General features: G+C 39.9%; 20 protein-coding genes, 1 pseudogene and 1 other annotated feature. Of the genes and pseudogenes, 4 read left to right on the top strand and 17 right to left on the bottom strand.

Annotated features, from left to right (window positions below):
• Positions 1-109: 109 nt before the first annotated feature.
• The 12 genes from ADF68_RS10095 to ADF68_RS10040 all read right to left on the bottom strand — a co-directional run bounded on the left by ADF68_RS10095 (position 110) and on the right by ADF68_RS10040 (position 12,965).
• Entirely contained in the window at positions 110-820 is a 711-nt protein-coding gene (locus ADF68_RS10095) for a B3/B4 domain-containing protein (RefSeq protein ID WP_049549699.1), read from the bottom strand.
• A 77-nt stretch (positions 821-897) separates the two neighbouring features.
• Complete coding sequence (locus tag ADF68_RS10090) at positions 898-1,284, bottom strand: VOC family protein (RefSeq protein ID WP_000157160.1); 387 nt, start codon at positions 1,282-1,284, stop codon at positions 898-900.
• A 56-nt stretch (positions 1,285-1,340) separates the two neighbouring features.
• Entirely contained in the window at positions 1,341-1,700 is a 360-nt protein-coding gene (gene rplT / locus ADF68_RS10085) for a 50S ribosomal protein L20 (RefSeq protein WP_000124830.1), read from the bottom strand.
• Positions 1,701-1,751: 51 nt separating this feature from the next.
• Positions 1,752-1,952: a 50S ribosomal protein L35 gene (rpmI, locus tag ADF68_RS10080; protein WP_001125942.1), complete on the bottom strand. Its 201-nt coding sequence runs from the start codon at positions 1,950-1,952 to the stop codon at positions 1,752-1,754.
• A gap of 32 nt (positions 1,953-1,984) precedes the next feature.
• Positions 1,985-2,515, bottom strand: a complete 531-nt coding sequence (infC, locus tag ADF68_RS10075; RefSeq protein WP_000848177.1) for a translation initiation factor IF-3 — start codon at positions 2,513-2,515, stop codon at positions 1,985-1,987.
• A 15-nt stretch (positions 2,516-2,530) separates the two neighbouring features.
• Positions 2,531-2,661: a sequence feature (ribosomal protein L20 leader region), on the bottom strand.
• 86 nt (positions 2,662-2,747) lie between these two features.
• Positions 2,748-4,139 (bottom strand): peptidoglycan-N-acetylglucosamine deacetylase PgdA, encoded by a 1,392-nt coding sequence (gene pgdA / locus ADF68_RS10070; protein WP_049549698.1) that lies wholly within the window; start codon positions 4,137-4,139, stop codon positions 2,748-2,750.
• A 115-nt stretch (positions 4,140-4,254) separates the two neighbouring features.
• Entirely contained in the window at positions 4,255-5,982 is a 1,728-nt protein-coding gene (ezrA, locus tag ADF68_RS10065; protein ID WP_049549697.1) for a septation ring formation regulator EzrA, read from the bottom strand.
• An 81-nt stretch (positions 5,983-6,063) separates the two neighbouring features.
• A complete protein-coding gene (gyrB, locus tag ADF68_RS10060; RefSeq protein WP_000134067.1) occupies positions 6,064-8,010 on the bottom strand; it encodes a DNA topoisomerase (ATP-hydrolyzing) subunit B in 1,947 nt (648 codons plus the stop codon).
• A 14-nt stretch (positions 8,011-8,024) separates the two neighbouring features.
• The gene (locus ADF68_RS10055; RefSeq protein ID WP_049549705.1) at positions 8,025-8,588 is read right to left on the bottom strand and encodes an HAD family hydrolase; all 564 of its coding nucleotides are present in this window, start codon (positions 8,586-8,588) and stop codon (positions 8,025-8,027) included.
• 105 nt (positions 8,589-8,693) lie between these two features.
• Positions 8,694-9,245 carry a DJ-1 family glyoxalase III gene (locus ADF68_RS10050; RefSeq protein ID WP_049549696.1) on the bottom strand — a complete coding sequence of 184 codons (552 nt, stop codon included), beginning with the start codon at positions 9,243-9,245 and terminating at the stop codon, positions 8,694-8,696.
• A 10-nt stretch (positions 9,246-9,255) separates the two neighbouring features.
• Entirely contained in the window at positions 9,256-10,479 is a 1,224-nt protein-coding gene (locus ADF68_RS10045; RefSeq protein WP_049549695.1) for an FtsW/RodA/SpoVE family cell cycle protein, read from the bottom strand.
• Between the two features lie 32 nt (positions 10,480-10,511).
• Positions 10,512-12,965, bottom strand: a complete 2,454-nt coding sequence (locus ADF68_RS10040) for a bifunctional DnaQ family exonuclease/ATP-dependent helicase (RefSeq protein ID WP_186823211.1) — start codon at positions 12,963-12,965, stop codon at positions 10,512-10,514.
• Between the two features lie 118 nt (positions 12,966-13,083).
• Between ADF68_RS10040 and ADF68_RS10035 the strand changes: the two genes are divergently transcribed.
• Complete coding sequence (locus ADF68_RS10035; RefSeq protein WP_049549694.1) at positions 13,084-13,269, top strand: hypothetical protein; 186 nt, start codon at positions 13,084-13,086, stop codon at positions 13,267-13,269.
• Positions 13,270-13,292: 23 nt separating this feature from the next.
• Here ADF68_RS10035 and ADF68_RS10030 read toward each other — a convergent pair.
• The 5 genes and pseudogenes from ADF68_RS10030 to ADF68_RS10010 all read right to left on the bottom strand — a co-directional run bounded on the left by ADF68_RS10030 (position 13,293) and on the right by ADF68_RS10010 (position 17,539).
• Positions 13,293-14,142: pseudogene (locus ADF68_RS10030) on the bottom strand (NAD(P)H-hydrate dehydratase).
• A 3-nt stretch (positions 14,143-14,145) separates the two neighbouring features.
• Complete coding sequence (locus ADF68_RS10025; RefSeq protein WP_049549693.1) at positions 14,146-14,970, bottom strand: hypothetical protein; 825 nt, start codon at positions 14,968-14,970, stop codon at positions 14,146-14,148.
• A 155-nt stretch (positions 14,971-15,125) separates the two neighbouring features.
• Positions 15,126-15,983, bottom strand: coding sequence for a bifunctional methylenetetrahydrofolate dehydrogenase/methenyltetrahydrofolate cyclohydrolase (locus ADF68_RS10020; RefSeq protein ID WP_049549692.1), 858 nt, complete (start codon positions 15,981-15,983; stop codon positions 15,126-15,128).
• Between the two features lie 138 nt (positions 15,984-16,121).
• The gene (locus ADF68_RS10015; protein ID WP_049502721.1) at positions 16,122-16,856 is read right to left on the bottom strand and encodes an amino acid ABC transporter ATP-binding protein; all 735 of its coding nucleotides are present in this window, start codon (positions 16,854-16,856) and stop codon (positions 16,122-16,124) included.
• On the bottom strand, positions 16,856-17,539 hold the full coding sequence (locus ADF68_RS10010; RefSeq protein ID WP_049549691.1) for an amino acid ABC transporter permease: 684 nt from the start codon (positions 17,537-17,539) through the stop codon (positions 16,856-16,858). The genes ADF68_RS10015 and ADF68_RS10010 overlap by 1 nt, the downstream gene beginning before the upstream one ends.
• Before the next feature lie 190 nt (positions 17,540-17,729).
• Here ADF68_RS10010 and ADF68_RS10005 point away from each other — a divergent pair, with 190 nt between their 5' ends.
• From ADF68_RS10005 to ADF68_RS09995, 3 genes are all read left to right on the top strand, one after another.
• Positions 17,730-17,960: a DUF1797 family protein gene (locus ADF68_RS10005; RefSeq protein WP_000443576.1), complete on the top strand. Its 231-nt coding sequence runs from the start codon at positions 17,730-17,732 to the stop codon at positions 17,958-17,960.
• 395 nt (positions 17,961-18,355) lie between these two features.
• Positions 18,356-20,608, top strand: coding sequence for an ATP-dependent Clp protease ATP-binding subunit (locus ADF68_RS10000; protein WP_049549690.1), 2,253 nt, complete (start codon positions 18,356-18,358; stop codon positions 20,606-20,608).
• 88 nt (positions 20,609-20,696) lie between these two features.
• Positions 20,697-21,146, top strand: a complete 450-nt coding sequence (locus tag ADF68_RS09995; RefSeq protein WP_049549689.1) for an NUDIX hydrolase — start codon at positions 20,697-20,699, stop codon at positions 21,144-21,146.
• Positions 21,147-21,169 lie beyond the last annotated feature (23 nt).

Below are 21,169 nucleotides of genomic sequence, written 5' to 3'. Positions count from 1 at the left end.
ACCTCCCTTTTTCTCCTTATATTATACCATTTTAAAAAATAGAAAAACAATTTCTTTCTTCCCTTGTAGAAAAAAGAACCACAGTTAAATTAACCGTGATTCTCACTTATCATTCTATTTCCAAGATAGGATTTGTAGCTGTCAAGTGACTGATCTTGCCACTAACACCGAAATATTCCTCAATTTTAGTATGTAATTCTAGCATTGCTTCCCGAGCTCGTGATGCCTGTTCTTCATTGATAGCTTCAATGACTAAAACAGCATCTTTGGTTTCTTCTGTTAACATGGTTCTTTGGGCTTCACGCCAGTTTAAACACCGACAAACCGCACCTTGTTCATCAAAATAAATCATTTCATCAGCTAAGGCAGGAGCATCACTTTCAGCCCCTAGTGGAAAGAAGGATTCATTCCCTTGAGCTCTCCCAAGACATAAGTCACCAACAATCTTAGCTAAATCCTCTCCCCCACAAGGAACAGCGTAAGAAAGTGAAACACTATTATAGATATCTACCAAAGGATTTATTGGATTAAATTCTCTTCCTTGACTCACACGCTTTAATAAGGCTTCAATAGAAGAACGAGCACCTTTTTTTGTTTTGAATTTTGTGAATGCCTGACGCCATTCTTGAATCACTTCATTCTGAGTGAAATTATCATCTGGTATAAAAGTCCGGGCTTTTTGGGTTCCTTCATCTAGTAAAGCTTTAAAATAGGGATCCTCACTCTCATCAATAGTATTGTTGAGACCTTTTACCACCAATACAGAGATTTGAGCATCTGGAAATAGTTGCCAAAAATCATCTTTTACATGAACTTTCATGACTTTGCCTCCATTCTTTTTCTTTCATTCTACCACAAATTCTAAAAAAGAGTAGCATACAAGCTACTCGATAGGAACTATAATGAATTTTCACGAATCACTTCTACCTTGTATCCATCTGGATCTTTGATAAAGTAATAGTTTGGTTGAGTCCCTGGAAGTCCATTAGGTGCTGTTACTTCATAGCCTTTGTCGCTATGTTCTTTATGAAGAGCCTCAAGATCAGGTGTACTTAGGGCAATGTGAGCAAAACCGTCACCGACAACATAAGGTCCATGATCATAGTTGTAAGTCAACTCCAATTCATAATCATCACCTTCAAGTCCAAGATAAACAATAGTGAAAGCATAGTCTGGAAAGTCTCTACGACGTAATTCTTTAAAACCAAAAGCATCTTGATAAAAAGCGATTGATTTTTCAAGATTTTCTACTCGCAAACAAGTGTGTAGCATTTTAGAAGCCATTTTTTCTCCTTTGTTTAAAAAAGACTGGGACAAACTTGCACCAGTCTTATGAATAATTATTTACCAAGTTTTGCTTTAGCTGCATCTGCAAGAGCTGTGAAAGCTGCTGCATCGTTAACAGCCAAGTCAGCAAGCATTTTACGGTTAACTTCGATCTCAGCCAATTTCAAACCATGCATCAATTGTGAGTATGAAAGTCCGTTCAAACGAGCTGCCGCATTGATACGTGTGATCCACAATTTACGGAAGTCACGTTTCTTTTGACGACGGTCACGGTATGCATAGTAGTAAGAGTTCATTACTTGTTCTTTTGCAGTACGGAACAAGATGTGTTTAGCTCCATAGTAACCTTTTGCTAATTTAAGAATACGTTTACGACGTTTGCGTGATACAACGCCACCTTTAACACGTGCCATGTTTTATTTCCTCCAAATATTTCCTAGAATTGTTTACTTACTGTTAGGCTATTATTTCAAGCGAGTAAGCATTGCTTTGATACGTTTGAAATCTCCTGAATGCACCATAGATGCTTTACGAAGATGACGACGTTGTTTTTTAGTTTTTCCGTGGAAACGGTGAGAAGTGTAAGCACGGAAACGTTTAAGTCCACCAGAACCTGTACGTTTGAAACGTTTAGCTGATGCGCGGTGTGTTTTTTGTTTTGGCATGATTTTTTCTCCTTTATTTAACTTTCTGACAATTATTTTTTGTCAGTTGCTGGCGCCAATTGCATGAACATTTGGCGACCATCCATTTTAGCACGTTGTTCGATGATAGCAATATCTTGTGTTGCTTCAGCAAACTCGGCTAAAACTTTTGCACCAATCTCTTTATGGGTGATCATACGCCCCTTAAAGCGAATGGATACCTTCACTTTGTTCCCTTTTTCAAGGAACTTGCGAGCATTGCGAAGTTTAGTTTCGAAATCTCCCTTGTCGATAACAGGGCTCAAACGAACTTCTTTCACGGTCACAACGCTTTGTTTTTTGCGTTGTTCTTTTTGTTTCTTCTGGTACTCAAATTTGAACTTGCCGTAGTCCATAATTTTTGCAACAGGAGGTTTAGCTTGAGGTTGAATGAGAACCAAGTCCACATTAGCTTCGTCCGCAAGTGCTTGCGCTTCGCTTAGTGGTTTGATACCCAATTGCTCACCTTCAAGACCGATTAAGCGAACTTCGCGTACACGAATTTCATCATTGATGAATAAGTCTTGTTTTGCTATGGTTTTCACCTCTTTTTTTAATTTAGAGAAAAACAAGAGCGGACTTGCTAACGCAAACCCGCACTACATGATTGTATTTCATTTCTGAAATTTGATCCGTAGGGGCCAGACAACGTTAGTCGCAAGGCGAGAAGTTCTCACTTCTGCTTTTCTCAACTTTTATATGATATCAAGTTTTCCCCTACTTGTCAAGATTAAAACTATCTTTTTTTAATTTTTTCTATTTTTGCCGACTTACAATCTATTGATTACGAGAATAATAAATCTCATGTGGCTTCAAACGAGCACTCAGCAGCTCTGATACAGTCACAAAACTATAGCCTTGTCCCTGCAAATACTCAATTACTTTGGGTAGTGAATTAACAGATGTTTGATGAATATCATGCATTAAAATGATAGATCCATTGCTCACTTGGCGCTGAATTACTGTCAAAATCGCAGCTTCATTTTTACTCTTCCAATCCAAACTATCCACATCCCACATAATAAAGCTTAAATCAAGGCTATTGCGAATATCATCTGAGATTGCACCGTATGGCGGACGCATCAATTTAGAACTTTTTCCAAGAACTTTTGTAATAGCGTCTTCGGTATCTGTGAGCTGTTTCTTAGCATCTTCCAGTGACAGTTTCGTTAAAATTGGGTGATTCCAACTATGGTTTCCAACTTCATGACCTTCAGACTGCATACGTTTAAGAATCGACTCATTACCTGCAATATTCTTTCCTTGGACAAAGAAAGTTGCTTTAATCTTGTATTTAGCTAAGATATCCAATGCCTGTGGTGTTGTATTTCCGTCCGGTCCATCATCAAAGGTAAGAGCTACTACTTTTTTATTTTTCTCAGCCTGAGCCTTCTTATAAAGTTCTGCATCCTTTTCAGTTAGATAGGACGATTGGATAACATCAAAGAAGTCTGAAATAGGCAAAGCTATTTCTTCTACATTATTAGTTGCTTTGACTGGATATAACACCAATTGACTATCTTTGTAAGCGAACTTCCAAGATGATAAATCGGTAGCTGAAAAATCGGCTATTACTTGATCAACAAGAGTTTGTTCAAGCTTTTTATCTTGGAGCGTTGACTTGATATTCTCAAGAAATGTTTCTTTGGCTTTGCTAGCATCTGTAAAGAGCTGATCTAAAGTAAACAGGGTCCCATCTTCCTTAAGATAAAGCTGATCTAATGATGTATTTTCTAATTCTACAACAGTAGAATTACTCAAATCATAGACCTGTTTTTTCACAAGATGACTCTCCACACCTTTGATAGCAGAAGAATCTTTCTCAGAGTAGTAAAAGATCAAATCTTCCTTATCTTCTACCTTATCCGTGATATCTTTTACAATGATATCCTGAACAGGGGTAATGACCTTGTCCCCCGTCATAGGATAGTAGGTGATGATTTCTGCCTGCCCTTTACGAAAATGATCTTTCTGACTTCCTTGTGAATAGGAATCATCTTTTTCTTTTTTCAGTGCTTCAATTTTTTGCTCAAAAGCTTGCTTCGTCAAGAATTTATAAGCAATACCTGCTCCTAATGTTAAGATTGTGAAGAATAGAAGCCCCACAATAATCCACAATTTTCTTCTCTTTCTGTCGTTTACTTTATGGCTTGTTCTTTTTTTTGTCATAGTCTTATCATATCAAATCATGCCTATAATTTCAATGATAAATAGGAAAATGTCCATTTTTTAGGAAAAGAAAGGTAAAAGAAAAATCCTAGATCTCCCTAGGACTTTCTTTTGTTTAGAAACGAATAGTTTCTCTTGTTTTTTCATAAGAAGAAACGAAGCGGTTTGTTACACCTGGCTCAGCAACTTCCAAAGCTTGGGAAATCTTTTCGAAAGATGCTTGATAATCAAAGGCATTTTCAAAGATTTCTAAAGATTCGTGGAAGGCTTGTTGAATCCCTTCATCAAATGATCTGTAGCGGTTAGAGTATTGAAGTAATTGTTCAGTCAAGGTAGCATGTTGTACGATGCTGTATGTTTCTGTTTCCAGAATTTCCATATCGTGAGTTGCAATTTCTAAAATACGGTTGACAGACTCAATGTTGACTTGTGACTGTTCTAACTCTGCCAGCAAGTCTTCAGTACTGTGGCTAGCTGCAAAGAACAATTTCAAGAAGCTCTGTGGTATTCCTGGAAGATTTCTCTTTTCCATGTATCGTTTGATCGTGTGGAGGCGATTGACGTAAACATTTGCCTTTTGACGAGCGTTGACATCGTCTTTTTCAATTTGCACCAGACGTTCGCTAACTGAAACTTGATCATCTTCAATTTCTTTTAATGTAGCTTGAACATTTTCTAAACGTTCTTCCAATACAGAATAAGCATCAGAATATTCCTCTTGTTCTGAAGTCAAATCGCTAACTGTAAGTTCTAGGGAATCCAAATCCACTTGAAGACGACGAACATGATTTACATCACTCTCAGCCATCAAGTAGGTCTTGCTCAAACGCTCGATATCTTTCACCAAGACTTGATTGTTGTCTTTTAAGTGGTCAAGATAGGTTGGAAGTGTTAACAACAAGTTTTCAACAACTTTTTGAGAAGCAATCTCTCGTGTGAAAATATTATAGAGAGCATTGATTTCTTCTTGAATCTGAGTGTTTTCATATTCAGCATTGTCCAATTCCAATTTTTTAATATTTTCTTGGTTGTTCTTCAATGCTTCATACAATAACTGCAAACGAGATTCAATGTCAGTTTCTACAAAGTGATAGTTGGCATCAAGCAACTTACGATAGCCAGCCTCTAGATCTTCAAGTTGATCAGGAAGTTCAGTCGTTAGTTTAGTAACAATTGCTGGAATTCTCTCTACGATATGTGTCAAAGCGAGAATATGATTTTCAGCATTATCCAAAATCCCTGCTGCTTCAACTGGATCTCCTGAAGAGTTTAGCGTCACAAATTGAGAAAATTCAGATTGGATGTTCTCCAATTGTTTTTCAATTTCAGGAAGCGCTTGACCATATTTCTCAGAATCTTCTGCGACTGTTTTCTGCAGGCTTTCAAATAAATCTAAAGCATGCAAGACACGACCACTATTTTTGGATTCTTGTTTTTCTAGATCTGCCAAAGCATTTCGAATGGAAGCAATATCTTCTTCGATAAGGGTAATCTGGCTTTCAATTTGATCAATTTTGTGTTGAGCCTTCAAGAAACGAAATGAATTATTGTACCCTTCTGCTTCAAACAGATTATTCTCAATATCCGCAAATGAGTTGAGGGATAGGTCTACCCATTTTTGGTTCCACTCTCTAAATGCAATCTGACTTTGACCAATCAGATGCATATTCTTAACAGCTTCTACTTCATCGTTAACTGGAAGGTTATACAACTCTTCCTTTCTTTCTTCTAATACTGCGAGCCTCTTTTCATTGCGTTTGCGTAACAAAACTGCCACAACATATGCAATAATCAGAAGAGCCGCGATTGCAATCATAGTAATAATCAACAGATTATCAGACATATCAAACTCCTTTTTATACATGAAACAATTGTAATGATTATATCATATTTTTCAAACCATGGGAACTATTTCCCAATTTTTTTAAACGTCAAGCGTACTGTAGACAGCATTTTCTTCGATAAATTCTCGACGTGGTTCTACGCGGTCACCCATGAGCATATCAAAGATTTTATCTGCTTCTGCAGCATCATCAACTGATACACGCGCCATGAGACGATGTTCTGGGTTCATGGTTGTTTCCCAAAGTTGATGGTCATCCATTTCTCCAAGACCTTTATAACGCTGAATAGTTGGTTTTGAACGTCCTTCACTATAGCGAGCTAAGGCTTCCTGTAGACGGATTTCTTGATCTGCTCCAGGTTGGATGTATTCTTTAATTTCACTGCCGACCTTAACACCGTAAATTGGTGGTTGAGCGATATAAACATAACCTGCTTCTAAAACGGGTTTCATATAACGATAAATCAAGGTTAACAAGAGGGTACGGATGTGAGCTCCATCGACATCGGCATCCGTCATGATAACGAGTTTTTGGTAACGTGCCTTGCTGACATCAAATTCAGCACCAAAGCCTGTTCCCATAGCTGTGAAAAGGCTACGGATTTCTTCATTGGCAAGGATTTTATCCATGCTGGCCTTTTCAACGTTGAGGATTTTACCGCGAATCGGTAAAATCGCTTGGAATTCACGGTCACGACCAGACTTTGCAGAACCTCCCGCTGAATCTCCTTCGACGATGAAAAGTTCAGTTTCAGCTGGATTGTTTGAGGAACAATCTGCTAATTTCCCTGGAAGGTTTGAAATCTCTAAACCAGATTTCTTCCGAGTAACCTCACGCGCACGCTTGGCTGCCACACGCGCCTTAGCTGCCAAAATCCCTTTTTCAACAATCCGCTTAGCAATCTGTGGATTTTCCATTAGGAAGTCTGAAAATGCTTCACTAAAGAGGCGATTAGTAATCTTGACAACTTCACTATTTCCAAGTTTAGTTTTCGTTTGTCCTTCAAACTGCGGATTTGGATGTTTCACAGAGATAACGGCAGTCAATCCTTCACGGACATCCTCACCTGTAAGGTTATCTTCGTTATCTTTTAGGAGTTTGTTTTTACGAGCGTAGTCGTTAATGACACGGGTTAAGGCTGTACGGAATCCTTGTTCATGCGTTCCACCCTCATGTGTATGAATGTTATTGGCGAAACTCATGACATTTTCATGGTAGCCAGTTGTGTACTGCATGGCTACTTCAACTGTGATGTCATCCATTTCTCCATCAGTGTAGATTGGCGTATCAAAAATGACATCCTTGTTTTCATTGATATACTCAACGTAACTCGCAATCCCACCTTCGTAGTGGTAGTGTCTTGTTTGTTCAAGTCCCTCACGCTTGTCAGTGATGGAGATTTGAAGGCCACGATTCAGAAAGGCGAGTTCTTGGATTCGCTTGTTTAATTTATCAAAATCAAAAGTTGTTGTTTCTGTAAAAATCTCTGGGTCTGGCGTGAAGTGTACTGTTGTACCTGTTTTATCTGTATCTCCAATCACCTCAAGGTCAGCAACAACATGTCCACGACGGTATTCTTGGTAATGGATTTTTCCATTTTTGTGAACACGAACATCCAACTGAGTTGAGAGGGCATTTACAACCGATGAACCTACACCGTGGAGTCCACCTGAAACCTTGTAACCGCCACCGCCAAATTTACCTCCAGCGTGAAGAACGGTAAAGACAGTTTCAACGGCAGGACGGCCTGTCTTTTCTTGAATATCAACAGGGATACCACGTCCATCATCAACAACCGTAATAGAGTCATCTGGCTCAATAAAGACCTGAATATGACTAGCAAATCCCGCCAAGGCCTCATCGATAGAGTTATCAACGATTTCCCAGACTAGGTGGTGAAGACCTTCTTTTGAAGTCGATCCGATATACATTCCAGGACGCATACGAACGGCTTCCAGACCTTCCAAAACTTGAATCTGACTGGCATCATAATCCTGTGCCTGTTGGTTTTTGATTTCTTCTGTCATTTTTTCCCTTTTTCTTACATTTCTAATACTTGTCTCAATGTCACGATATTTTCAAAGAGATGCGTCGCTAAGCTTGCTGCTTGTCCAGCTTCAATATCGATAGGACGGTCACCAATAACGATACCAGAGCTTATCTTGTACTTATCTCGCAAATAGATCATAGACTCTGGATTTGGTTTTCTCTTAAAGCCAGAGCTAGCTGTTACTACTTCTGTAAAATAGTCAGCAATACCAGTCTTTTCAAGAATATCCAAAACTTGGTCATTGCGATGTGAAACCAAAAAGTTCCGTCCTCCCTGGTCTGAGATTTCCTCCAATAAAGCAGGTACTCCCTCAAACAAGGCAGGATGTTCAAGCTCTCGCGCTTCGTTTTCCTTATATTTTTCTAAAAAATGCTCTATTGTTGGGGCAAATTGGTCAATCGCAAAAGCAGTTGACACTTTCAAGGCATTGTAAACTTTATCATGTTCTTCTTCAATTCCAAATTGAGCTAATGTTTCCACAAAAGCCGCGGTCGAAGTCTCATAATTATCAAGTAAAGTTCCACCTAAATCCCAGATGTAATCGTGATATTTCATACCCTTCATTATAGCATTTTTTTATCAAAAAAGCGACGATTTCCTTCTATTTTAACAGTAAAAAACGAGAAGAATCCCCTAATTGATAGATTCCTCTCGTTTTAGTTAATCTATTCCAAATACATCACGATAGAGCATGGCTTCTCTCAAAGCATTTGCATCTCCACCAAGTTGTTCTACTAAGTTATAAGCAAAGGCAAGGGCAGTTGCTGGACCGCGACTGGTAGTCAACTGACCATCGACAACTACTGTTTCCTTGCGATAGTGACCATCAGCAATTTGCTCTTGGACACCATCATAGCAGGTGAACTCTTTGTCCTTGAGGAGACCGGCTCGATTCAGTACAATTGGTGCTGCACAAATAGCTGCTACTTTTTTACCAACTTGCTCAAATTTTTGAAGTTCAGCAATCAATTGCTCATTATCACGCAAGTGAGCTGAACCTGGCATACCTCCTGGTAAGACAATCATGTCGTACTCAGATAAATCACCATCAAACACACGATCTGCTTGTACTTGGATGTCATGTGATCCCGTCACTCGGGCTTCAAAACCAACCATATGACAAGCAATATTGGCACGACGTAATACGTCCACCACTGTTAGGGCTTCGATTTCTTCAAAGCCATCTGCTAAGATAACTGCTACTTTAGCCATGATTTACTCCTTATTTAACTTTTTTCAAAACAACTTTCTTCCGTTTAAATCTTGTCTTACCGCTCTTTTCTTCGGCTAGATGCGTTTGATAACTCATCGATAGAAGCAAACCAACACCAATTAGATTACTGATAATGGCTGAGCCCCCTTGGGAAATAAATGGCAGAGGAATCCCTGTCAGTGGCAGCAGACCTGTCACCGCACCGATATTTTCAAAGATATGGAACAAGAGCATCATAATGAAGCCAGTTGAAATGTAGGTATAAAATTGATTATTGGACTTGAGAGTGATTTTTAGCATTCGATAGATAAGTAGAAGATAAAGTGTAATTACGAGGACAGAGCCGATAAAACCAAAATCTTCTGCAATGACTGTAAAAATCATATCACTCTCACGAACGGGAATGAGGAGATTGGATACATTAAAGCCTTGACCAAACAAGCCTCCACTACCGATGGCGATTTGCCCTTGCGCTTGTTGATAGGTGGTCGTTTGTGCATAATCAAAGGGATTGAGCCAAGCAAGGATACGGTTGATCTGATAGGTTGGCATCCCGATTTGATGTATGAAAGCACGCCCATCTTTTGTGATGAAAATTGCTAAAAATCCTGCAATTCCCGATACAGCTGTTACAAAAATTGGAATGATGATTTTCCATGATACCCCAGAAAGCAAGACCAGTCCCGCAAAGATTGCGACAAAGACCAAGGCTGTTCCTAAGTCACTCTGCAGGGCCAGTAAACCTAAAACTGGTAGCGTGAAGATAATCATCCACAGTATCAAGAGGAAGTCTAAAGGAATCGTTCGTTCACTTTCCTTGTGTTTCTGTGTGAATTGAACAATGACCCGAGCCAAGATCAAAATATAGGAAATTTTCATGAATTCGGAAGGTTGGAAAAGCGTCACTCCACCGATTGATACCCAGTTTTTTGCTCCCGTTGCTGCGACCAAACTAGGGTTATAGAAAACCAAGGGTAAGACCATGAGGACTAGACCTAGGGCATAAAGATAGGGAGTCGCCTGCCATAAAAATTTTGTATTAAAGAACATGACTACAAAGCTGATAAAAATTCCCAATACGATCCAAGCTAGTTGCTGACCGAGAATAGGCCAGATATTATGTGGATAGTCATGGCTGACAGCAATGTAAATAGCTACCACTCCAATCACCAGCAAACAGAATACTGGTAGAATCAAACTATAATCGACTCGAGAGTCGAGAGAACGTTTCATAAAGGTCTCCTTCATTCTTTCAGATGTTTATTTTATTTTTTGTGTAAAAATTCTTGAACTTTTGAGAATATTTGCTCTTTGCCAACTTCTCTGACTCGACTAGTCTGTGACAAGGCCTTGCCAATCTGCTTTCCATATCGCTTGCTTGTCATTCGGCTATCCAAGATAAGGACAGAGGAGCGTTGCCCTAGACGACGCATGGTTCTACCTATCGCTTGTTTGAGGCGAATAATAGCCATTGGCAGTTGATAGTCGTAGAAAGGATTTTTCCCTTCAAGACGCAGTTCCTGATTCATTTTTTTCGTAAAGGGATCTTCTGGATTTTGGAAGGGCAAGCGTGTCACCACTTCAATCACTCGAGGGTGAGTCGCAAAATCAACTCCCTCCCAAAAACTTCCTGTCCCTAGCAAGAGTTGAGAGTCTCCTCTTTCAAATCGTTTCTTGAGTTGAGCAGGATCCCCGTTCTTATACTGGGCTAAATGAGAAAGAGATAAAGAATCTGATACCTGCAACAAAAGGTCTTTTGAAGTGAATAAAACAAGCATGGGTTCTTCAAGATAAGACAAATCTTCCAGCACTTCTACAAGAGCCTGGGCATAGTCTTCTTGAGAGGTTTCAGTCACCAATGGAAAATCCTTGACAACCAAAATTTCTTGATTTTCTTGAAAATTCTCATCCAGTCTGGCAAAGGCTGCATGCGGGAATCCCATTAGTTCTGGCAAAGATACTCTGCTACTAATTTCCAAGGTTGCAGAGACAGCTAAGAGTTGACAACTCTCTGGAAAAATCTCAGAAAAGAGCAGACGTTGATTGCGACTGGAAGAAATGACAACCTTCTTGCTAGACAAGTCTGAGGCTGATAGCCAAAATTCTCCATCAGTGCAGAAAAATCGCTGACAATCCCGGAAAACTTGAACTTCTAACTCTGAGAAATCCTGTTGGAGTTGTGCCATTGTTGTCGCTGGGCACATTCTTCGTTTGCCAGATAGGAACTGGTCCATCAAATGACAAAGCTCAAAGCGAATACTCTCCATCAAGCGTCTCTGAAGCGTCCCTTCTTCTCGAACTAGAGCTTGATCTAGCTGGTCTACTATGTCGTTTAAAACGAAACTCTTTTGTAAAAGACTTTCCAATGTTAGTAAGATCTTCTGGGCCTCATCCAAAATCAAGAGACGGCCCTCTAGTAGACTGGGATCATCCTCAAGTCGGGTAACGAGATAAGCATGATTTGTCACAAGTAGCTGGCAAGAGCGAGCTTTTTTCTGCCCCCGTCTCCAAAAATCCTCTAACCAAAAGAGAGAAGCTTTGGGAAGATTCCCATCATGTACCAAGTTTGGTAAAAACTGCTGGTAGCGATAAAGTTGTCCAATCTCATCCAAATCTCCAGTTTCTGTTTCGGTCAACCAAACTAGAAGTTGCATCTTAAAACGTGTGTACAAGCGATTGGATTCGTCTTCCTCTAGCGCTGCATGAAAGGCATCTAGTTTTAGATAATTCTGTGGTCCTTTAAGATTATGAATCGAAAGGTGAAAGACCTCTTCCAATCTACGAGCCTCTTCTTGCATGACTTGATTTTGTAGAACTTTAGTAGGAACACTGAGGAGAATTCCTTTTTCGTTTTCTAGTGATAAAGCGGGTAACAAATAGCCGTAGGTTTTCCCAATTCCAGTCTGAGCTTGCACAAAAGCAATTTTCTCATTCTGTAGAAAATCTTGAACCTTTTGAGAAAAGCTAGCTTGTGGAGCTCTATCTTCCAAATTCAACAAGGCAATATTGGTTTGGAAATCTTTAGATAGTTTACGTGGAGAAAGGGCTGGCTTTTCTTTTCTTAAAAATAAACCTTGCACCTCTACCAAGTCATGTTCAACTAGGATGGACTGCTTCTGATAAACTTCCTCGATGACCAGATAAGACTCATATAATAAACCATCTGACAAACTTAACAAGCGCTCCAATAAGCCTTTTGGCAGTCCAAACATCTTTTGTCGCATACAGAGAAAGAGCTCTGCTGTGGCTTGGGCATCTGATAGGGCAGTATGGGCTTTTTCTAGTGAAATTCCCAACTCTTGACAGAGAATCCCCAGATTGTATTTTTCAAGTTGAGGATAAAATACCTGAGCCAACTCGACTGTATCGATACGGGGAGTGCGCAATTCATAGCCTTCGAAAAAGAGGAATTCCGCCAACAAATTAGCATCGAACTGGACATTGTGCGCAACAAAAACACCGTCCTTGACCAAGTCAAAAATTTTTCCAGCAACCTGAGAAAACTCTGGTGCCTCTGCCAGTCGCTGATCGGTCAAGCCCGTTAATTCTTTGATATGAGAATCCAAGAGTTCGTGGGGATTGACATCCGTTGCAAATTGGTCAACAATCTCGCCATTTTCAATGACCACGATTCCCACTTGGATAATTTTTGCCTTGCTTCCGGTACTGGTCGCCTCTAAATCTACGACCACATACCGATCATTTCTAAAATTCATCATTAAAAATTATATCAAAATTTACACAATTTGACATCCATGAACTTTGTTAGAAGTGGCAAGTTTCTTGCAAGTTTTTCTAAAAAATGATTGAATAGAAATGTAGAAAAGGAGGGACATCATGAACCCATTAGATTTGTTTAATCAAGTAAAAGAACTCATTGAGAACAAAGATTTTTCTGCAGCAAAAACATTTGTTGAAGAAAATAAAGATCAACTCGGTGAGTACCTAAGCCAAGCACAAGATTTGGTTTCAGGATCAGAAGGACTTGACGGTCTTGTAGACAAGGTCAAAGGCCTCTTCTAATTATCAAAAGACACCTGAAAAAATCAGGTGTCTTTTTGTATTTTCTTCATGAATGCTGGGATATGTTGACTAATCGTGGTTGGCAGAACTACAAAGTTGTCCTCAGCCAATTCTTGAGCAATTGCTGAATGTAGATAGGTCGCTACCGTCACTCTTTCATAGAGACTAACTTGTGGGAATTGACCAGCAAAACCAGCAATCATCCCAGCTAAGGTATCTCCCATTCCTCCAGTCGCCTGATAGGGACCTCCAACACTCAACTGATAACAATCAGTTTGACCAGCTTGCCAAATTCGAGTCGCAGGACCTTTTTGAACTAGAATCGTTCCTGAAGGAAATCTCTTCAAGGCCTCCCCTGTTTCCTCAGTTCCTTGGGAAGTCAAATCTAAGCCTGACAAGACTTGCCATTCCCTTTGGTGAGGCGTTAAAACAAGCTGAGCCTTAGGAAATTTCATTTCAACCTTCGCTAAAATAGATAGGGCACCACCATCCAGTATGAGGGTCTGATCTTGATTTGAATGATGAAAGACTGTTTGGAGAAGCTCTTCTCCACACTCATCATCCACTAGTCCAGGTCCGACCAAGACAATATTAGCTTTCTGCAACTGTTGCTCCAGCAATTGCTTATCACCAAGGTCAAAAGCCATAGTCTCCGGCAGATGGCTATGCAGAGCTGGAATATTCTCTTTATCCGTTGCTATTGTCACCAAGCCTGCGCCACTTCTAACCGCCCCTAAAGCAGCCATAATAATCGCTCCCCCATAGGGATACGTTCCTCCGATCAAGAGAAGACGACCGTAGTCTCCTTTATGACTAGAACGAGGACGATCGATGATTACTTTTTTTCAGTAGAGCTTGATCAATCTCTTTCATACACTACTCCTTCAACTTATCCTTACCATGTAGTACTTGATTAACCTTGGTATTCCAAGCCTGTAACCCTTCTCCCTCATAGTCTAGGTAAATCACTCTATCTTGTAATTGACAAGGAATCAAATCTTCAAAACAAGCCTTATCTTTTGAAGGAATAACACACAAATGAAGAAAGGTATCCAAATCTAACCTATCTCTTACCTTCGCAACATGATAGCCATCAAAGATATAACCTGGTGCTTGAATTAATTCTTCATACAGAAAATAAAAACTAACGCCAGGAATGAACTTTTCTTGCAATTCCTCCTCAGACGGTGCCCGTCCTAACAAACGCTCCATAGCGAGTCGGTAACCCGAAGTCGTATTAGACCATCCAAACATGATATAGTCAAAATAGTCTGCTGGATCAGAAGCTGCATTACGACTATCTGTAACTAGTTCAGCCCCACTTTTACCAAATACTTTTACCGCCGACATGAGTTTTCCAGTCTGAAAAATAGCCTGAGCCACTTCAACTGTACAAGTATGACTACAATAATTTGAAGTAACCAACTTCCTCTGAATATCATAAGTAGAAGCTACAAGGCGATGACTTGGTCTGTAGGGAGGAAAAAAGCTATGCTCTTGCAAGTAATCATGAATTTGTTTATTTAATTCGAGATCCTCACATTCCACAATGGTCTGACGATGATGGTCCTGTTCATAAGCAATAAACTTTGCTAGCTTCTCCAATTCCCATTCTTGAATCTGAGGATAGTTTTCAAGAGCAAATTGATAGATTCCATCCCACTGGAGACTATAATCTGCATTACAAACTTTTACAATCATCTAATCACCTCTACTTCATTATACTACAAAGTAGATAAAAAGAAGCTTCAATTGACAGAACCGTCTTTACAATAGACAAAAAAAGGTAGAAATATTGCTATTCAACCTTTTGGTTTAACTGCCACTCTGATGATTCATTTTAGCAACCTATAAACCTAGTTTTTTTCCAAGCTACGCAATGCAGCCTGATAAGTCTGCTCCATCAGCATAGTAATGGTCATAGGTCCTACTCCACCAGGTACGGGGGTGATATGACTAGCAATTGGTGCAACAGCATCATAGTCAACATCGCCACAGAGCTTGCCATTTTCATCTCGGTTCATCCCCACATCAATGACAACTGCTCCAGGTTTGACAAAGTCAGCAGTCACAAACTTAGCACGACCAATTGCTACTACTAGAATATCTGCTTTAGAAGCTACTTGGGCTAGATTGTGGGTGCGAGAGTGGGTCAAGGTTACAGTTGCATTCTTAGCCAACAGTAACTGGGCCATGGGTTTCCCAACAATATTGGAACGACCAATAACGACAGCATTTTTGCCTTCTAAGTCAATCCCATACTCATGAAACATTTCCATAATACCAGCAGGAGTTGAAGGAATCATAACTGGGTGACCAGACCAAAGGCGTCCCATATTAAGCGGATGAAAACCATCCACATCCTTTTCTGGATCAATGGCTAGTAGAACAGCCTCTTCATCGATGTGTTTTGGTAATGGTAACTGCACCAAAATCCCATGCCAAGCTGGATCTTGATTGTATTTGGCAATCAAATCCAACAATTCCTCTTGGGTAATTGTTTCAGGAACTCGCACAACTTCACTCTGGAATCCTGCTGCAATAGCTGAACGTTCCTTGTTACGAACGTAAACTTGGCTGGCTGGATTTTCTCCGACTAAAATAACGACCAAACCAGGCACCAAGCCTGTCTCTTCTTTCAATTTCGCAGTCTTTTCAGCCAATTGTCCCTGTAACTTGGCCGCCAAGGCCTTCCCATCAATCATCTGTGTCATGTGTTTTCTCTTTTCTAACAAATATCTTCTATTATATCAAAAATATACTTGTCCCTCTAACACTTCTTACCTAAGAGATCTTATAGTCTGAAACTATAAGAAAAAGCCCTTATCGAGCTTTTCTAGATTACGATATTCTTACAAAACCTTACTCAAGAAATCCTTGGTTCTTTGTTCTTGGGTTTGTTCAAAGACTTGCTCTGGAGTTCCGTCTTCGACAACAACACCGTCAGCCATAAAGATGACACGGTCTGCTACCTCACGCGCAAAGCCCATCTCATGCGTTACGATGACCATGGTCATTCCTGACTTAGCAAGTTCTTGCATAACTGCTAGTACTTCCCCTACCATTTCTGGGTCTAGGGCAGAAGTCGGTTCATCAAAGAGTAGGACATCTGGTTCCATGGCAAGACCACGAGCGATAGCAATACGTTGTTGCTGTCCACCAGACAAACTTTGTGGATAAGCATCTGCCTTATCTGGTAAACCAACCTTTTCCAAAAGCTCATGGGCTCTCTTCTCAGCAACTTCCTTACTTTCGCCTTTTGTCTTAATAGGAGAAAGCGTGATGTTTTCCATTACTGTCATATTTGGAAAGAGATTGAACTGTTGGAATACCATTCCCATCTTTTCACGCATGGCAAAGAGGTCATTTTTCTTATCCGTAATATCCACTCCTTCAAAGATGACCTTGCCTTTTGTCGCTTCTTCGAGGAGATTCATGGAGCGAAGGAGGGTTGACTTCCCGCTACCTGACGGTCCGATAATCACCACAACTTCTCCCTTTTTAATCTCCAGATCAATTCCTTTTAAAACTTCATTTTTCCCAAAATTTTTATGAAGGTTTTCAATTTTTATAAGCGTTTCAGTCATTATTTTTTCTCTCCTTGTCCCATACGATTTTCAAAAGCTTTCAAGGCTAGTGTCAAGACAGAGGTCATAATCAAGTAGTAAAAGGCCGCAAATAAGAGTGGAGTTAAAGGTAGGTAGGTGGTTGTTGACACCGTAGTAGCTCCATTCCACAATTCCATGACACCGATTGCTGACAAGAGTGAACTATCCTTGATAATGGTAATAAACTCATTCCCCAAGGCTGGCAAGATATTCTTGATAGCCTGTGGCAAGATGACATAGCGCATAGCATTTTTAGGACGAATCCCTAGAGAGTAAGCCGCCTCTAATTGCCCTTTAGGTACTGCATTGATACCAGCACGAACTGTTTCTGATACATAGGCACCACTATTCATAGAGATAATGATAATCCCTGGAATCAAACGTGAAAAATCAACTCCCAAAACTCCAATCTGAATTGTCGGAGCATTGATGTGCATAAGGGCGAAAGCAATCATGATCTGTACCATCATAGGTGTTCCACGGAAAATCCAAATATAAACATTGGCAAGCCAAGCTAAGGGCTTCATTTTAGAACGTTGAGCAAAAGCCAAGACTATCCCTAAAATTGTTCCCAAAAAGACAACCAAAACAGAAATCAAGACCGTTACGAGAGCACCATAATTAAAATATGGCAGATATTTAGGTAAAAAAGAAAAATTCATAGATACACTACTTTCTAACTTAAAACTTGTATAAGGATAACATATTTTGCATAAAAATGCAACTTCTTTTCCTGATATTTTCAATAAAATTTCAAAGAAAACAGAAATAGCGAGAAATCTTAGTTTTTCCTAGTCAAGTAGATACTCTTTATGGTAAAATAGTAACGATAAGAAATGGAGGAGAATCAAAATGGAATCACATTTGGTTAGAATCATCAACCGCCTAGAAGCAATGACAAAAGATGGTGGTAACTTAAAACGTAACTTTGAGCGCGAGGGAGTTGTTGTAGCTGAAGTTGCTTTTAACCATGATGAAGAAAATGGCCCAATCTTTACTCTTCGTGATGTTGAAGCTCGTGAAACATATACTTTTGATAGCATCGACTTGATTGCGATGGAAATCTACGAACTTCTATACTAATGATAGATATACAGAGGCTAATAAAAAGATCCCGACCTCACTTTTTATTAGCAATCAAACTTTGACGCGGTAGCTGATTGGACTTTTCGTTCGTCTTTTAGACTCCCAAAACTCCTAATCATCTTCGCGGGGCTGGGACTACGAAATCGAGACTTTGTCTATCGATTTCTGTCCCACCGCCTTTCACCAACGAGAATCCTTTTTGTATGACAAATAGGATTTTTTTCTTACTATCAAGATTTTCTCATGATTAGCGCTCTACTATTTATAGTGCTAGTATCCAATCTTTTTACTTGAATTGCCCAATAATCATGATATAATTAAATTATATACTTGTTTGACTATTTTTGACCTTTTAGATTTAGTCAAAACTAAGAAAGAAATGAGGTGGCGGTATGCTCTGTCAAAACTGTAAAATCAATGACTCAACAATTCATCTTTATACCAATCTCAATGGACAACAAAAGCAAATCGATCTTTGCCAAAATTGCTACAAAATTATCAAAACAGATCCTAACAATAGCTTATTCAAGGGCATTACAGATTTAAACAACCGTGATTTTGATCCCTTTGGAGACTTCTTTAACGATCTCAACAACTTTAGACCTTCTTCTAATAACAACAATATCCCCCCAACCCAGTCAGGGGGTGGATACGGTGGAAATGGTGGCTATGGTGTCCAAAATCGTGGTCCTGCCCAAACCCCACCACCAATCCAGGAAAAAGGACTCTTGGATGAATATGGTATCAATGTCACTGAGATTGCCCGTCGTGGAAATATTGACCCTGTAATTGGCCGTGACGAAGAGATTATCCGTGTCATTGAAATCCTCAACCGCAGAACTAAAAACAATCCTGTTCTTATCGGTGAACCTGGTGTTGGTAAGACAGCTGTTGTCGAAGGTTTAGCTCAGAAAATTGTTGACGGTGATGTTCCCCATAAGCTTCAAGGTAAAGAAGTCATCCGCTTAGATGTCGTTAGCCTTGTTCAAGGAACAGGTATCCGAGGTCAGTTTGAAGAGCGCATGCAAAAACTCATGGAAGAAATTCGTGAGCGCGAGGATGTTATTCTCTTCATTGACGAAATTCATGAAATTGTCGGTGCTGGTTCAGCAGGAGAAGGGAATATGGATGCAGGAAATATCCTAAAACCAGCTCTTGCTCGTGGCGAACTCCAACTTGTTGGTGCTACTACCCTCAATGAATATCGCATCATCGAAAAAGATGCTGCCCTTGAACGTCGTATGCAACCTGTTAAAGTTGATGAACCAACCGTTGAAGAAACCATTATTATCCTGAAAGGTATCCAAAAGAAATACGAAGATTACCATCATGTTCACTATACTGATGGGGCTATCGAAGCTGCCGCTACCCTTTCTAACCGCTACATCCAAGATCGTTTCTTGCCAGACAAGGCTATTGACCTTCTAGATGAAGCTGGTTCAAAAATGAACTTAACCTTGAACTTTGTAGATCCTAAGGTCATCGACCAACGCTTAATCGAAGCAGAAAATCTCAAGGCACAAGCAACCCGCGATGAAGATTTTGAAAAAGCAGCCTACTTCCGTGACCAGATTGCCAAATATAAGGAAATGCAAAAGACCAAGGTAACGGATCAGGATACTCCAATCATCAGCGAAAAGACAATCGAACACATCATCGAGCAAAAGACTAATATTCCAGTTGGTGATTTGAAAGAAAAAGAACAGTCTCAACTTATCAATCTAGCAGATGACCTCAAGGCTCATGTTATTGGCCAAGACGACGCTGTAGATAAGATTGCTAAGGCTATCCGTCGTAACCGTGTCGGACTCGGTACTCCAAACCGTCCAATTGGTAGCTTCCTCTTTGTTGGTCCTACCGGTGTCGGTAAGACAGAACTTTCTAAACAACTGGCCATCGAACTCTTTGGTTCTGCTGATAGCATGATTCGCTTTGATATGAGTGAATACATGGAAAAACACAGCGTTGCTAAACTCGTTGGTGCCCCTCCGGGATACGTAGGCTATGATGAAGCTGGACAATTGACTGAAAAAGTTCGTCGTAACCCCTACTCACTGATCCTCCTAGATGAGGTTGAAAAAGCCCATCCAGATGTCATGCATATGTTCCTTCAGGTCTTAGATGACGGGCGCTTAACGGACGGCCAAGGGCGTACTGTCAGCTTTAAAGACGCTATCATTATTATGACCTCAAATGCAGGTACAGGTAAGGCAGAAGCTAGTGTTGGATTTGGTGCTGCTAGAGAAGGCCGTACTAACTCTGTCCTTGGGGAATTAGGCAACTTCTTTAGTCCAGAATTTATGAACCGTTTTGATGGCATTATCGAATTCAAGGCTCTCAGCAAGGAAAATCTCCTTCAAATCGTTGACCTCATGTTAGATGATGTCAATAAACGACTCTCAAGTAATAACATCCATTTGGATGTAACAGATAAGGTTAAGGAGAAACTCGTAGACCTTGGCTACGATCCAAAAATGGGAGCTCGCCCACTCCGTCGTACAATCCAAGATTATATCGAAGATGCGATTACAGACTACTACCTTGAAAATCCAAGCGAGAAAAACCTCAAAGCCGTCATGACTAGCAATGGTAAAATCATGATTAAATCAAAAAATAAATTGGAAACAGTTAACTCAAATGACTAATTCCACATACTAAAAGAATGTTCTTACTTGACAGTAAGAGCATTCTTTACTATTATAGTAAGAAAGCGCACACATAAAGGAGAAATTTATGACAAATCCAACCTTTGGAGAAAAAAAAGAGGGTGTAACCTACAAAACTAGATATGGTGTTTATGCAGTCATCCCTGACTCAGCACATGAAAAGATTATCCTCGTTCAAGCTCCAAATGGTGCATGGTTCTTGCCTGGTGGCGAGATTGAAGCAGGCGAAGATCATTTTGAAGCTCTCAAACGAGAACTGATTGAAGAATTAGGTTTTACAGCTGAGATTGGTACTTATTATGGACAAGCAGATGAGTATTTCTATTCCAGCCATCGCGATACCTACTACTACAATCCAGCCTATCTCTATGAAGCTACTTCTTATCAAGAAATCCAAAAACCTTTGGAGGACTTCAATCACCTAGCTTGGTTCCCAATTGATGAAGCTATTTCAAACTTAAAACGTGGCAGTCATAAATGGGCAATTGAAGCTTGGAAAAAACAGCATCAAGTTTAAATTAACTTTTCCAATTTTTCCAA

The organism is Streptococcus pseudopneumoniae, from assembly GCF_001068775.1.
In the GTDB taxonomy this organism is placed as follows: Bacteria; Bacillota; Bacilli; order Lactobacillales; family Streptococcaceae; genus Streptococcus; species Streptococcus pseudopneumoniae_N.
The sequence above is the reverse complement of the archived record's forward strand: the minus strand, read 5'-3'. Positions and strand labels throughout refer to the sequence as shown.